We start from the raw sequence: 13,629 nt of genomic DNA on the forward strand, positions 1-13,629 counted from the left end.
ACTTTAATCCAAAATCTTTACAAGAATGACTTACGAAGGTGTTTTAACCAAAATGCAAACCGAAATAGGAAACCCAATTCAATATTATTTGGTTTTTGAAAATAGTTTTTTAAACGTTAATCAGTTAATTGGAAAAGAAACCGAAATAGTTTTTCAAGGATTTCAATGTTTGAATTGTGGTTTGAAAAAGAAAATATTTCGTCAAGGATATTGTTATGATTGCTTTATGAGTAGTGCATCAGTCGGTGATTGGATTATGCGTCCAGAATTAAGTACAGCTCATTTAGATATTGAAGACAGAGATTTAGCTTATGAGAAAAAAGTGCAATTGCAACCTCATGTTGTTTATTTAGCTTTGTCAAGTGAAGTAAAAGTTGGTGTAACCAGAAACACACAAGTTCCTACACGATGGATTGATCAAGGAGCAGTGCAAGCCGTTCCAATTGTTGAGGTTCCAAATCGTTATTTAGCAGGAATTACAGAAGTTGCCTTAAAAAATCATTTTGCAGATAAAACAGCTTGGCAAAAAATGCTTAAAAATGATGTTCCTCAAGTTGATTTATTAGCTGAACGACTAAAAGCTGAACAATGGTTGCCAACTGAAGCAAAGCCTTTTTTTATGCCTAAAGTTGAATTGTTAGATTTGCATTATCCTGTCTTAGAATATCCAAAAAAAGTAAAAAGTTTAAATTTAGATAAAACACCATTCTTTACAGGAAAAGTATCCGGAATTAAAGGTCAATATCTCTTATTTGAAGACGGAACCGTTTTTAATGTTAGGAGTAATGAAGGTTATGTTGTGAGAATTAGTTTATAGAAAATTAAAATCCCTTTCCAAATTAATGAAAAGGGATTTTTTTGCGTGAGTATTATAAAATTTATTCGTCTTTTTTCTTTTTATTAAATAGGTCTTTAAGTTTGTCTTTTACTTTGTCTTTTACAACCTCTTTGACTTCTTCCTTAACTTCTTCTTTAGTTTTTGGAACTATTGTTCCGGTAGAATCTGTTTTTGTTGGAAGACCAGCGGCATTTCCTAATTGACTTAATCCTTGGTTGATGTATTTATCTTTTTGTTGTTTAACCAATTGTGTGACTAAGTTAGTTGTGGCAACTTTTAAATCAGTTGTAAATTTTGGTGCAGCAAAACTTCCAGTCATTAAACCATTAATTGGAATACTTTCCATTTTCTTAGCATCTGCAGGAGTTAATTTAGTAATAAGATTATTTACTTCTGTACCTAAGTATTTGGTTGGAATATCAAATTTTAAATCATAATTCATAACTTGATCAAATCCATGCGTTCCACCAACAGTTAATTTAATATCTTGATATTTTATATCTAATGGTTTTAGGTTTACTTTACCATCGCTAAATGATAAGGCTGCTTTTACATCATTTAAATTTAACTTATCTAAGTTGATGAAACTTAAGTTAGAAGTTAAAGTTGAAAGTAGTTTTGAGTTTTTCTCATTAATGGTTGTTGATAATAATTGTCCAATTAAATCTCCCGAAAGCGTTTTTAAATCAGGTGTCATCTCATTTGTCAAATTACCTGATAATTTTATTGTTGAATTTAATTTTCCATTAATTACACCTGCAATTGGTGCGATTTTATTCAACATATCTAATTGTGTAAACGATTCAGCTATATTAACTTGATTTAAACCTAAATCCATATTAAATGTTGGAATTTTCCCTTTAGTAGAAACTGTTCCATTCATGCCAATGTTTCCTCCAAAAATTGCCATTTTTAAATTGTTTAAAGCAATCGCTTCATCCTTAATAACTAAGTTTCCTGAAACATCTTTTAAAATTAAATTATCATAAACTACATTGTTAGCTTTTGCAGTTATACTACAGTCTAAAAAAGAAGGGATTTTCACAGCTTCTGTAGCTTTTTTTCCTTCTGTCGTAGTTGTAGTTGTTGGCTCCATAAAATCTGAAACCATTAAATTATTAGAATTCATATTGAAATTACCTTTCAATACCTGATTTTTAAACATAAAGCCATAGAAATTATCTAAAGCACCTGTTATTTTTAAATCAGAACTACCAGTTTTTGCATCAAACTCATTTAATTGAATTTTACTTGTATTGAAAACAATTGCCGCTTTGTTTATTCGGAATGGTTTAGCTAATTCTGGTCCTTCATAATTAAAGCCAGTAATTGACATATTTCCTGAATTTTGAATGTTTTGATATTGTGAAGTTTCAACTGATTTCATGTCAAATTTAGTGACAACATCAGCTTTTAATATTCCAGATAAAGGCATATCTAATTGAACAGGATATGCTTTTGTAACATTCGCTAAATTGATAGTTCCTTTTAATTCTGCATTTACTAAAGCATTTTCGAAATTTCTGATATTCGCTTTTACATTAAAAACATCTTGATCTATCGAAAATGATAATTTATCTAAATTTACGTAAGTATCATTCATTAAACCAGTCTCATTTACAATATCTGTATCAATTACAATATTTTTTACTGCTTTTGGTAAATCAGGATATTTAAACATAGCATTGATAGAAGCAATTTTAATGTTGAATTTAGGAATAGTAGTTTCGGTTAATTTTCCGTTTACTTTTCCATTTACCGTAAAATCACCAGAAGTTTGCACTTTGTCTAAGTCTCCAGAGTAAGCTTCTGGTACTAATCCTAAAAAGTTTTTGAATGATGAAGTTGGCGTTTTAAATGTTAAATCATATAATTGACCATCATCTACCATTTGAAGAAAGCCATTGAATTCTAATGGCAATTGATTTATTAAGGCTTTATTGTCTTTGAAATCGAACTTCATTTTATCCATGTCAATTCCTAAAACCGCATCTAAAGTAACAGCAACATTGTTCATGTATTTGTTTTTTTCCATTTCAAAGGAAAGTTTAGCCGTAGTTTTTGTGTCTAAATCTAATTTTTGTGCAGCAAAGTTTCCAGTTCCAGAGTGATTAATACTGTCTAAAACCATTTTCATATCTGAACCTTGATCTAAATAAGTAAAACGTAGATTCTCAACTTTATAATCTTGAATATTTAAAGCAAAAGGTTTACTGTCACTTTCTGTTTCAGGTTGATCGTCTTTTAACGCGATGTCAAAATTACCTATGCCATCTTTATTAAAAATAATATTTACAATCGCATTTTCAGCAGAAATGCTTTCTAAGTTTATAGTTTCTGAGGCATCTTTGAATAATTCTTTAATGCTCATTTTTAAATTCGTTTCACCACTATAAAACAAAGTATCGCCTTCAAAAGGAGCTTTGTTTATAATACTTAATTTATCAATCGAAACATTTGCTAAAGGAAAACTTTTAAGTAAACTTAAATCTACATCTTCAAAAGCAACTTTTGCATCAACACTTTCGTTCAGTGTTTTTGCAATCATCTCTTTAATTTTATCTTTAAAGATGAAAGGTGCTGCAACTAATCCAATAATTACAACAAGTAAAGTTATTCCTGTGATTTTTAAAATTTTCTTTAGCATAAAGTTTTATTTATAATGTGACTTAAATTAGATAAAAGTGATAAGCAAAAGTAATACCAATTTGAAAAAGAATGTATTAAGATTTTAATAAAGTTTTACAGAATCTGAATTAATCGATAAGTAGCACTTCTTTTAGGGTTAACTTGAAGTTTATAAAATAAAAAAACCACTAAACATTAGTTTAGTGGTCATTAGTTTTCTGTCAAGGACTACATCGATTAATTTTGACTTAATACTTCAATCTTAATACTATTTAATATCCAACTCATAAGGCATCATAGCTTGAACACCTTTTATGTTTTGGGCTCTTTTGATTTTTTCTAAAAGCATATAACCTTCGGTTCCTAATTGTTCTTTTAATAAACTTTCTTTAGTTTTAAATATTGAAATTCCAGACATGCTAGCTAATAAATCTTCAAAACTGCTTTCATATTCTGGGTAGTTTTCTGTTCTGTATTCTTTAACTTTTGCTAAAGTTGCCGCGTATTTAATAGCATCATCTAGACTACCTAGTTTGTCAACTAAACCGTTTTTTAGGGCGTCAGTTCCAGTCCAAACTCTTCCTTGAGCTATTGTGTCAACTTGTTCTGTAGTCATTTTTCTTCCATCAGCAACACGTTGTAAAAAAGTTCCATACACATCTTCAATACTTTCTAAAACTACAGCTTTAAAACCTTCGTCTAAAGGTTCAAATACACTATAACCACTTGCGTTTTTATGTGTTTTTACTTGTTCAGCATTAATTCCGATATTTTTTCCTAGTTCATTCATGTTTGGTAACATTCCGAAAACCCCAATCGAACCTGTTATGGTATTTGGTTCCGCAAAAATATAATCCGAATTACAAGCAATATAATAGCCACCAGAAGCGGCAACATTACCCATAGAAACAACGACAGGTTTTACTTTTTTTGTCAATTCGATTTCTCTCCAAATTAATTCAGAAGTTAAAGCACTTCCACCTGGGCTATCTATTCGTAAAACAATTGCTTTTACATCATCATCTTCGCGAGCTTCTTTTAAAGAACGATTTATTGAACCCTCTCCAATTACATTTACACTTCCTTCACCACCTTGAATTTCTCCTTGTGCATAAATTACAGCAATAGTATGATCAGCAGTAAAATTAGTTGAAGGAGAATCTGCTAATGAAGCATAATCTGATATTGAGATAGACTCATATTCTTGATCTTTCTTAACTTTTAATTTACTTCGAATTAAGTCATGATACTCATCTTCATACCCAATTTTGTCAATTAATTTAGTTTCAAGAGCTAATATTGGTGTTCTTGCTCCTAAATTGTCAGCAATAGTATTTAAAGTGGCAACATCTATGTTTCTGCTCTTAGAAATATCTGTTACAACAGTTTGCCAAACAGACTGTAATAAAACGGTTAGTTGTTCTCTGTTTTCAGGACTCATTTCTTGGGCTAAAAACGGTTCGACAGCGCTTTTGTACTTTCCGTGACGAATTACTTCAAATTTTACACCAGATTTTTCTTGTAAATCTTTCATGTAAATTACCTCTGAAGCTAATCCTTTGAAATCTAATTCTCCAACTGGGTTTAAGTATACTTGGTCTGCAACCGAATTCAAATAATAATCTTTTTGGCTCAATACATCAGAATAAGCATAAACAAATTTTCCTGATTTTTTAAATTCATCTAATTTGTTTCTTATTGCTTTGCTTTGCGCTAATCCTAAAGAAGAATTATTTTTTAATATAGAAATTCCTTTTATGTCTTTGTCTGTTTTTGCAGCTTCAATGGCATCTATAACTTCAATAACACTTGCTTTTTTTCCTTGGTCAAATAATGCTTCAAACGGACTTGGTTCAAATTTCCCATTATAATCTAAGCTGATCTCAGATAAATCTAATTCAATAACCGAGTTTTTCTTTAATTTAGGTTTTCCATCACCACTTCCAGCAATTGCTCCAATGATTAAAATAAAAAAGAAGGAAATAAAAAAGAATAAAAATATTCCGATTATAGTTGATAAAATGTTACTTAAAAATCTCATTTTTAAATTATTAATTAATATACTTATAAGTGTATGATTTTGTAATTATGTTACATGTTTATAAAAAAATAAAATTCATTCTAGATAAGCCAAAAAATGTTCGTTATTTTGTAATTCTATGAATTCGCAAAATCAAATCGTTTTATCACTTGGAAGTAATATAGGAAATAGGTTAGAAGCTATTGAGTCTTGTGTTTCTTTAATTCACAACGAAATTGCAACAGTTGTTAAAGTTTCTACGATATATGAAACACCAGCTTGGGGTTTTGAAAGTGAGCCTTTTTATAATTGCGCAATTGTTATTCATACCACAAAGTCTCCACAAAAAATTCTTTCGCAAATTCTAAAAATTGAGAAACAGTTAGGTAGAATCAGAGGAAAACAACAAGGTTATCAGGCAAGAATAATTGATATTGATATTATTTCCTTAAACGAAGAGATTGTTGAAACCGAAAACTTGCAAATTCCACACAAACAAATGCAGAATAGAATGTTTGTGTTATTGCCTATGCAAGATTTAGGACTGAATTGGGTTCATCCCATAGTTAGAAAATCTATTGCTGAATTAATCCAAGTTTGTGAAGATGAAAGCGAATGTAAAATAGTTGGAAAATTAACTTCACCAATTGAAAAATTAAACTTACAAAACTTCAATTATATTGCTATTGAAGGAAATATTGGAGCAGGAAAAACAACTTTGGCTACTAAAATAGCAGAAGATTGTAATGCAAAATTAGTTTTAGAACGTTTTGCAGATAATCCGTTTTTGCCTAAATTTTATAAAGATCAAAATCGTTATGCTTTTCCGTTAGAAATGTCGTTTTTAGCTGATAGATATCAACAATTGACAGATGATTTGGCTCAATTTGATTTGTTTAAAGATTTTATAGTTGCCGATTATCATATTTTTAAATCCTTAATTTTTGCAAAAGTTACTTTACATGAAGATGAATTTCGTTTATACAAAACGATGTTTGATATCATTCGAAAAGAAATGCCAAAACCTGATTTATATGTCTATTTATATCAGAATACAGATCGACTTTTGTCAAATATCAAAAAAAGAGGAAGAAGTTACGAGCAAGAAATACCAGCCGAATATTTAGAAAAAATCAATCGTGGTTATTTAGATTATATTAAAACTCAAACCGATTTAAACGTTTTGGTAATTGATATTTCGGATTTAGATTTCATCAAAAAACAAAGTGATTACGTTTATTTATTGAATGAGATAAATGCCAAAATAAAATAGACTCTATTTCTTTTTTCTTTGATTTTTAAGAACAACTCTTCCAATAAGCATAAATTGTAAAGCAGCAAGAATTTTATAATCGCTAAATGGATTGTTATCAATCCAATCCAAAGTTGTTACTAGCATAAATGCAAAAGAAACAAGTAAAATCACTATTGATAAAGGTCCTATTTTCATTAGTTTAATTTTTGAAATAAATCCCAAATTACAATTCCAGCACTAACAGAAATGTTAAGAGAATGCTTGCTTCCTAATTGCGGAATTTCAATTACACCATTACTTAAATTAATAGCTTCTTGTTGAACTCCTTTTACTTCATTTCCAAAAATTAACGCATATTTTTTATCAACTTCAGGCTGAAAATTATTCAACATAATAGAATTTTCAACTTGTTCTATTGAATAAATAGCAACTTGTTCGGCTTTTAATTTTTCAATTACTTCCAAAACATCTTTTGCATATTCCCAAGTAACTGTGTCGGTTGCTCCTAAAGCTGTTTTGTGAATTTCCTTGTTTGGAGGAACTGCCGTAATTCCACATAAATAGATTTTTTCAATCAAAAAAGCATCAGAAGTTCTAAAAACAGAACCAATATTGTGCAAACTTCTAATATCATCTAAAATGATGATAATCGGAGTTTTTTCAGCTTCTTTAAATTCTTCTTTACTGATTCTATTTAATTCTTGGTTAGCTAATTTTTTCATGTGGCAAAGGTAGTTTTTTGTTTATAATTTTGAAATTGAAATTGTCATTGATTTTCGTAACTTCGCAAGCATTACCTAAAAATATATATTGTGGCTAAGAAATCAGCAAAAGAATCTAATTCAAAAGAAGTTAAAGAAACTCCTTTAATGAAACAATACAATGGCATTAAGGCAAAATATCCTGATGCTTGCTTGTTATTTCGTGTTGGAGATTTTTATGAAACCTTTGGGGAAGACGCTGTTCGTGCTGCAGGAATTTTAGGAATTACTTTAACAAAACGTGGTGCTGGTTCTGCAACAGAAACTGCTTTGTGTGGTTTTCCACATCATTCAATAAATACATATTTACCAAAATTAGTCAAAGCAGGATTGCGTGTGGCGATTTGTGATCAATTAGAAGATCCAAAAATGACTAAAACCATTGTAAAACGTGGTGTAACCGAATTAATAACTCCTGGAGTTTCCATGAATGATGAGGTTTTGCAGTCCAAATCAAATAACTTTTTGGCCGCATTACATTTTGGAAAAATCTCTATTGGAATTTCGTTTTTAGATGTTTCAACAGGTGAATTTTTAACGGCTCAAGGAAATGAAGAATACATTGATAAATTATTGCAAAATTTTCAACCCAGTGAAGTTTTAATTCCGAAGCAATTCAAGTTAAAGTTTAAGGAAGTTTTTGGAGAAGATTATCATACTTTCTTTTTGGAAGATTGGGTTTTTAAACAAGATTATGCTTTTGAAAGTTTAACCAATCATTTTCAAACCAATTCCTTAAAAGGTTTTGGAATTGAAGAATTACACGAAGGAATCATTTCATCTGGAGCTATTTTATATTATTTATCAGAAACCCAACATAATAAAATTCAACACATAACTTCTATTCAACGCATTGCAGAAGATGCTTATGTTTGGATGGATAGATTTACCATAAGGAATTTAGAATTATATCATTCTACGAATCAAAATGCTGTAACGCTTTTGGATGTTATTGATAAAACATTGTCTCCAATGGGTTCGCGTTTATTAAAACGTTGGTTGGCTTTGCCTTTAAAAGATGCTGTCAAAATAAAAAGTCGTCATGAAGTTGTAGCTTATTTAAAAGATAATGTTGCCGTTTTGCAAAAAATACAACATCAAATTAAGCAAATTTCAGATTTAGAACGCTTAATTTCTAAAGTTGCTACAGGAAAAATTTCTCCAAGAGAAGTTATTTATTTGAAAGATTCATTAGAAGCTATAATTCCGATTAAAGAATTAGCCTTGTCTTCAAATAATGATTCTTTAAAGGTTATTGGTGATAGTTTGCATGCTTGTGAATTACTTCGTGAAAAAATAAAATCCACTTTAAATCAAGAAGCACCTGTTGCAATTAATAAAGGAAACGCTATTGCTTCTGGGGTAAATGAAGAATTAGATGAATTAAGAGCCATTTCTTCAAAAGGGAAAGGTTTTTTAGACGACTTAGAACTTCGTGAAAGTGAAAAAACCGGAATTACATCTTTAAAAGTGTCTTTCAATAATGTTTTTGGTTATTATATTGAAGTTAGAAATACACATAAAGATAAAGTTCCTGAAGAATGGATTAGAAAACAAACTTTAGTAAGTGCGGAAAGATATATTACAGAAGAATTAAAAGAATATGAAGCTAAAATTTTAGGTGCTGAAGAAAAAATACAGGTTTTAGAAAATCAATTATTTGAGCAATTAATTCATTGGATGTCGACGTATATTAGACCTGTTCAGTTGAACGCCAATTTAATTGCACAGTTGGATTGTTTAAATGCGTATACGCAAATTGCCATCGAGCAAAAATTCGTGCAACCTCAAATTGATGATAGTTTTGATTTGGAAATTACTGAAGGTCGTCACCCTGTTATCGAAAAACAATTGCCTGTTGGAGTACCTTATATTTCTAATAATGTGTTTTTAGATAGAGAAACCCAACAAATCATTATGATTACTGGGCCAAACATGTCTGGTAAGTCGGCTATTTTGCGACAAACAGCTTTGATTGTGTTATTGGCTCAAATGGGGAGTTTTGTCCCAGCAGAAGCTGTTAGAATGGGAATTGTGGATAAAATTTTCACTAGAGTAGGAGCAAGTGATAATATTTCGATGGGTGAATCTACTTTTATGGTCGAAATGAATGAAACGGCTTCTATTTTGAATAATTTATCAGAAAGAAGTTTGATTTTATTAGATGAAATAGGAAGAGGAACATCAACTTATGACGGAATTTCTATTGCTTGGGCTATTGCCGAGTTTTTACACGAGCATCCAAACAAGCCAAAAACACTATTTGCAACCCATTACCATGAATTAAATGAAATGGAAGTTACGTTTGATAGAGTTCAGAATTTTAATGTTTCTGTAAAGGAATTAAAAGATACTGTTTTATTCATTCGTAAATTAGTAAAAGGTGGAAGTGCTCACAGTTTTGGTATTCATGTGGCAAAAATGGCTGGAATGCCTCAAGTCGTGATTCAAAAAGCACAAAATTTGTTGAAGAAGTTAGAGAAAAATCATTCTTCGAGTGAATTGTTAAATATAAAAGACGCAAATGATGAGTTGCAATTAAGTTTTTTCAATTTAGATGATCCATTATTAGAAGAAATTAGGGATCAAATTGTGAATTTAGACATCAATACCTTGACTCCAGTTGAAGCTTTGATGAAATTGAATGAAATAAAACGAATGATTGTAAAATAATTTCAATTGTAAATAAATCACTATCAATAGGTTATTTATTTTTTGAAATATTTTATTAAAAAAGGTTTGCGAAATTAAAATTATAGTGTACATTTGCAACCGCAATACGGAACAAGTATGGCGAAGTTCTTAAAAATATAAAGTGAAAATAGACTCCTAATAGAGTGTGATTATGTTCTACTAAATCTAGTCTTTTTTGAGTTTTATCATAAACGCGAAAATAGCTCAGCTGGTAGAGCGCGACCTTGCCAAGGTCGAGGTCGCGGGTTCGAGCCCCGTTTTTCGCTCAAAAATATACCAATGGTTTTTTGTTAAACCAAATGCTTGAGTGGTGGAATTGGTAGACACGCTGGACTTAAAATCCAGTGGGTAGTAATGCCCGTGCGGGTTCAAGTCCCGCCTCGAGTACTAAAAGCTTCAAACTATGTTTGGAGCTTTTTTTGTTTATAACATCTTCAATACTTTTTTTTAAACCTTTTTATTCCTGATTTTAAAATAGTAGCTTGCTGTTTTATTACAAAAACAATTATGGGAACATTTGTTATTACTAAAAGAATAAACGACTTATATAAATACGAATTTGTATCTAGAAAAGGCAAGCCTATTTTTATTAGTAAGGACTTTGAGTTGAGGTTTGAATGTGAAAATGAAATAGAAAACTTAAAAACCAGATTGGAAGATTGTTTTTTTATGCAATTTAAATCAACAAAAGGTAAATTTTATTTTAAAATTGTATTAAAAGAAAAAGAAATCGCTGTAAGTAGAAAATTCTCTACTCAATTGATGTTGCAAAAAAGTATTAATGAAATAGTTAAGTATGGTAATCAATCTGAGATTTTAGATTTTACTTTAGAATTAGATATTTTCAAAGATTAATTGTAGTAAATAGATTACGTTAAAAAAAATAAATCAAAAAAAAAGTCTCACAATGTGAGACTTTATTTTTTTGATAGCTTCTAATTACTTAGCAACTTCTTCAGTAGTAGCTTCAACAGCAACTGCAGGAGAATCAACAGCAACTTCAACAGTTTCAACTGTTTCAACAGCAACTTCTTCAGTAGCAACAGCAGCTTCTTCTACGTTAGCTTCAGTTTCTTTACAAGATACGAACATCATAGCAACTAATGCTAAACTTAATACAACTTTTTTCATCTTTTTTATTATAAAGGGTTAATTATTAATTCGGAGCAAAGATATAAATTTTTTGATATGACAAAATATTTTTTGTTATTTTTTTCAAATTATTTTTTATCCTTGAATTCCGGAGTATGTATTTACAATATCCGTGCCAAAATTATTTTTTTCAAATTATTTTTTTACTAACTTTAATTCTGAGATAATATTCTGAGCATTAGCATACTTATCAATGATAAATAGTACATATCTAATGTCTACCATAATGTTTCTACAGATATCTGGACTATAATAGATATCACTCATTGTTCCTTCCCAAACTCTATCAAAGTTTAATCCAATTAGGTTTCCTTTTGCGTCAATTGCTGGACTTCCTGAGTTTCCTCCTGTTGTATGATTTGTAGCAATAAAATTAACTGGTAATTTGCCGTTTTTAGCTGCATAATCTCCGTAGTCTTTCTTGTTGTATAGATCTACTAATTTTTGAGACACATCAAATTCATAATCTCCAGGTATATATTTTTCCATTACACCATCTAAATAAGTAATAGGTTCATAATAAACAGCATCTTGTGGTGCATAACCTTTTACTTTTCCATAAGTTACACGTAAGGTACTATTGGCATCTGGGAAAATTCTGTCGTTTGGGAATAATTCAACAATAGCCTTCATGTAAGTTCTTTGTAAAGCTGAATTTTTTAAATCTAGTTCGCTATAAGTTGGAGCGATTTTAGAATAATAAGCATCAGCTAAGGATTTTACTAACTGAAAACCTTTATCATTGTTTAGTTTTTCAAGTACTGATTTTGCATCTCCGTTTAATAATTCTTTTAATTTTTCATAACTAGTTAAACTAGAAGTTGAATAAATTTCTTTCGACAAATTAGTAGCATTTACATTTTCTAAAGAACTAGGTAAAAACTGTTTTGGAGATTTTGTTGCATACAAATGAATTAATTGCTCAAAAACTTTTTCATCAACTTGTGCATTAAAATCTTTGTAAGAATCTTCAAAACCCGCTATTAAGTTGTTTTTTCTGTCGTTAAATGATTGTTCTCCTTTAGAAGTATAAACTTGTTCTAATTGATATAATTTGAAGCCAAAGCTCAATAATTCGGTATTTCTTAAAACAACTTCACTAAAATAATCTCTTGCAACAGCGTAATCTTTAATTTCAGTATAATTTTTTTCAAATTCAGAAAGTAAATTTCCATATTCAGTTTGTTTTCCAGCTTTTGCAACTCTATTCATAAAGTCAGTTTCAAATTTTTGTTTGATTCCAACTGCATTTGATTTTTTTAATCCCTTGCTTTCTCCAATCCATTTTTTCCAATAATTAGCTACACTCGCAAATTTTGAAGCATATTGAATTTTAATAGCTTGATCTTTTCGCATAAATCCATCTTGTACTTTTAAAGCTGCATCACGAATTTCAATTTTTGCAGGATTTAAATCATTTACAATTTGTTCCACAGCGAAAGAAGGCAAATACTCTTGTGTTCTTCCAGGGTAACCTAATACCATAGTGAAATCATTTTCTTTAATACCTTTTGTTGAAATTGGTAGAAAATGTTTTGGTTTGTAGGGAACGTTATCTACTGAATATTCTGCTGGACGATTGTTTTTATCAGCATAAATTCTGAATAATGAAAAATCACCAGTATGACGTGGCCAAACCCAATTGTCTGTATCTGAACCAAATTTTCCAATAGAACTCGGTGGCGCACCTACTAAACGAACATCTTTATAAGTTTCAGTTACAAATAAAAGGTACTGATTTCCATCATAAAAAGTTTTGATTTTGTTTTCCTGCCAAGATTCTTTTAGAGATTTTTCGCTAAGAAGTTGAATGTTGTCTTGAATTTTCTTTTGTTTTTGAGCTTCGTCTGTTAAAGTTTCAGTTCCTTCTAAGATTTTTGGTGTTACGTCTTCAATGCGAACAACAAAAGTTACGACCATTCCTTTATTGGGTAATTCGTCTTCCATTTTGTAAGCCCAAAATCCGTCTTGAAGATAATCGTGTTCAACAGTAGAATGATTTTGAATTGCTCCATAACCACAGTGATGATTTGTTAAAATTAATCCTTTTGGAGAAATAACTTCAGAGGTACATCCACCATTAAAATGCGGAACAGCATCTTTTAAACTTGAATTATTGACATCATAAATGTCTTTTGCTGAAATTTTCATTCCAAGCGATTTCATTTCGGTTTCATTCATTCCGTTTAACAAAGAAGGAATCCACATTCCACCTTGTTGGGCTTGTGTTGAAATAACGAAAAGTAGTAATAGTAATTTAATATGTTTCATTTTTTTTAAT

The 13,629-nt window shown here is 30.0% G+C and carries 10 protein-coding genes and 2 tRNA genes; 6 read left to right on the top strand and 6 right to left on the bottom strand.

The window, feature by feature from the left end; all coding sequences use genetic code 11:
- Positions 1 to 25 precede the first annotated feature (25 nt).
- The gene (locus AAC008_RS06430; RefSeq protein WP_339888175.1) at positions 26 to 817 is read left to right on the top strand and encodes a DUF2797 domain-containing protein; all 792 of its coding nucleotides are present in this window, start codon (positions 26 to 28) and stop codon (positions 815 to 817) included.
- A 61-nt stretch (positions 818 to 878) separates the two neighbouring features.
- On the opposite strand, the gene AAC008_RS06435 is transcribed toward AAC008_RS06430, so the two are convergent.
- Complete coding sequence (locus tag AAC008_RS06435; protein WP_339888176.1) at positions 879 to 3,485, bottom strand: AsmA-like C-terminal region-containing protein; 2,607 nt, start codon at positions 3,483 to 3,485, stop codon at positions 879 to 881.
- A 249-nt stretch (positions 3,486 to 3,734) separates the two neighbouring features.
- The gene (sppA, locus tag AAC008_RS06440) at positions 3,735 to 5,507 is read right to left on the bottom strand and encodes a signal peptide peptidase SppA (protein ID WP_339888178.1); all 1,773 of its coding nucleotides are present in this window, start codon (positions 5,505 to 5,507) and stop codon (positions 3,735 to 3,737) included.
- Positions 5,508 to 5,625: 118 nt separating this feature from the next.
- Here sppA and folK point away from each other — a divergent pair, with 118 nt between their 5' ends.
- A complete protein-coding gene (gene folK, locus AAC008_RS06445; protein ID WP_339888179.1) occupies positions 5,626 to 6,759 on the top strand; it encodes a 2-amino-4-hydroxy-6-hydroxymethyldihydropteridine diphosphokinase in 1,134 nt (377 codons plus the stop codon).
- Positions 6,760 to 6,762: 3 nt separating this feature from the next.
- Here folK and AAC008_RS06450 read toward each other — a convergent pair whose 3' ends face one another.
- The gene (locus tag AAC008_RS06450) at positions 6,763 to 6,936 is read right to left on the bottom strand and encodes a hypothetical protein (RefSeq protein ID WP_339888180.1); all 174 of its coding nucleotides are present in this window, start codon (positions 6,934 to 6,936) and stop codon (positions 6,763 to 6,765) included.
- Positions 6,936 to 7,463 carry an RNA methyltransferase gene (locus AAC008_RS06455; RefSeq protein ID WP_339888181.1) on the bottom strand — a complete coding sequence of 176 codons (528 nt, stop codon included), beginning with the start codon at positions 7,461 to 7,463 and terminating at the stop codon, positions 6,936 to 6,938. The genes AAC008_RS06450 and AAC008_RS06455 overlap by 1 nt, the downstream gene beginning before the upstream one ends.
- Positions 7,464 to 7,610: 147 nt before the next feature.
- On the opposite strand from AAC008_RS06455, the gene mutS reads away from it, so the two are divergent.
- From mutS to AAC008_RS06475, 4 genes are all read left to right on the top strand, one after another.
- A complete protein-coding gene (mutS, locus tag AAC008_RS06460) occupies positions 7,611 to 10,175 on the top strand; it encodes a DNA mismatch repair protein MutS (RefSeq protein ID WP_339888385.1) in 2,565 nt (854 codons plus the stop codon).
- Positions 10,176 to 10,389: 214 nt separating this feature from the next.
- A tRNA-Gly gene (locus AAC008_RS06465) sits at positions 10,390 to 10,462 on the top strand.
- Positions 10,463 to 10,497: 35 nt separating this feature from the next.
- Positions 10,498 to 10,583, top strand: a tRNA-Leu gene (locus AAC008_RS06470).
- A 120-nt stretch (positions 10,584 to 10,703) separates the two neighbouring features.
- Positions 10,704 to 11,051 carry a DUF1508 domain-containing protein gene (locus AAC008_RS06475; protein WP_339888182.1) on the top strand — a complete coding sequence of 116 codons (348 nt, stop codon included), beginning with the start codon at positions 10,704 to 10,706 and terminating at the stop codon, positions 11,049 to 11,051.
- A gap of 84 nt (positions 11,052 to 11,135) precedes the next feature.
- On the opposite strand, the gene AAC008_RS06480 is transcribed toward AAC008_RS06475, so the two are convergent.
- Both AAC008_RS06480 and AAC008_RS06485 read right to left on the bottom strand, forming a co-directional pair.
- Positions 11,136 to 11,327 (bottom strand): hypothetical protein, encoded by a 192-nt coding sequence (locus AAC008_RS06480; RefSeq protein ID WP_339888183.1) that lies wholly within the window; start codon positions 11,325 to 11,327, stop codon positions 11,136 to 11,138.
- A 156-nt stretch (positions 11,328 to 11,483) separates the two neighbouring features.
- A complete protein-coding gene (locus AAC008_RS06485; protein WP_339888184.1) occupies positions 11,484 to 13,619 on the bottom strand; it encodes a S46 family peptidase in 2,136 nt (711 codons plus the stop codon).
- Between the last annotated feature and the right edge of the window lie 10 nt (positions 13,620 to 13,629).

Source organism: uncultured Flavobacterium sp. (assembly GCF_963975515.1).
In the GTDB taxonomy this organism is placed as follows: domain Bacteria; phylum Bacteroidota; class Bacteroidia; order Flavobacteriales; family Flavobacteriaceae; genus Flavobacterium.

Excerpts from the sequence above, each read along its gene's own strand:
- AAC008_RS06480 (WP_339888183.1), bottom strand. The coding sequence starts at position 11,327 with ATGAAAAAAGTTGTATTAAGTTTAGCATTAGTTGCTATGATGTTCGTA.
- mutS (WP_339888385.1), top strand. The coding sequence starts at position 7,611 with ATGAAACAATACAATGGCATTAAGGCAAAATATCCTGATGCTTGCTTG.
- AAC008_RS06435 (WP_339888176.1), bottom strand. The coding sequence starts at position 3,485 with ATGCTAAAGAAAATTTTAAAAATCACAGGAATAACTTTACTTGTTGTA.
- AAC008_RS06485 (WP_339888184.1), bottom strand. The coding sequence starts at position 13,619 with ATGAAACATATTAAATTACTATTACTACTTTTCGTTATTTCAACACAA.
- AAC008_RS06475 (WP_339888182.1), top strand. The coding sequence starts at position 10,704 with ATGGGAACATTTGTTATTACTAAAAGAATAAACGACTTATATAAATAC.
- folK (WP_339888179.1), top strand. The coding sequence starts at position 5,626 with ATGAATTCGCAAAATCAAATCGTTTTATCACTTGGAAGTAATATAGGA.
- AAC008_RS06430 (WP_339888175.1), top strand. The coding sequence starts at position 26 with ATGACTTACGAAGGTGTTTTAACCAAAATGCAAACCGAAATAGGAAAC.
- sppA (WP_339888178.1), bottom strand. The coding sequence starts at position 5,507 with ATGAGATTTTTAAGTAACATTTTATCAACTATAATCGGAATATTTTTA.
- AAC008_RS06450 (WP_339888180.1), bottom strand. The coding sequence starts at position 6,936 with ATGAAAATAGGACCTTTATCAATAGTGATTTTACTTGTTTCTTTTGCA.
- AAC008_RS06455 (WP_339888181.1), bottom strand. The coding sequence starts at position 7,463 with ATGAAAAAATTAGCTAACCAAGAATTAAATAGAATCAGTAAAGAAGAA.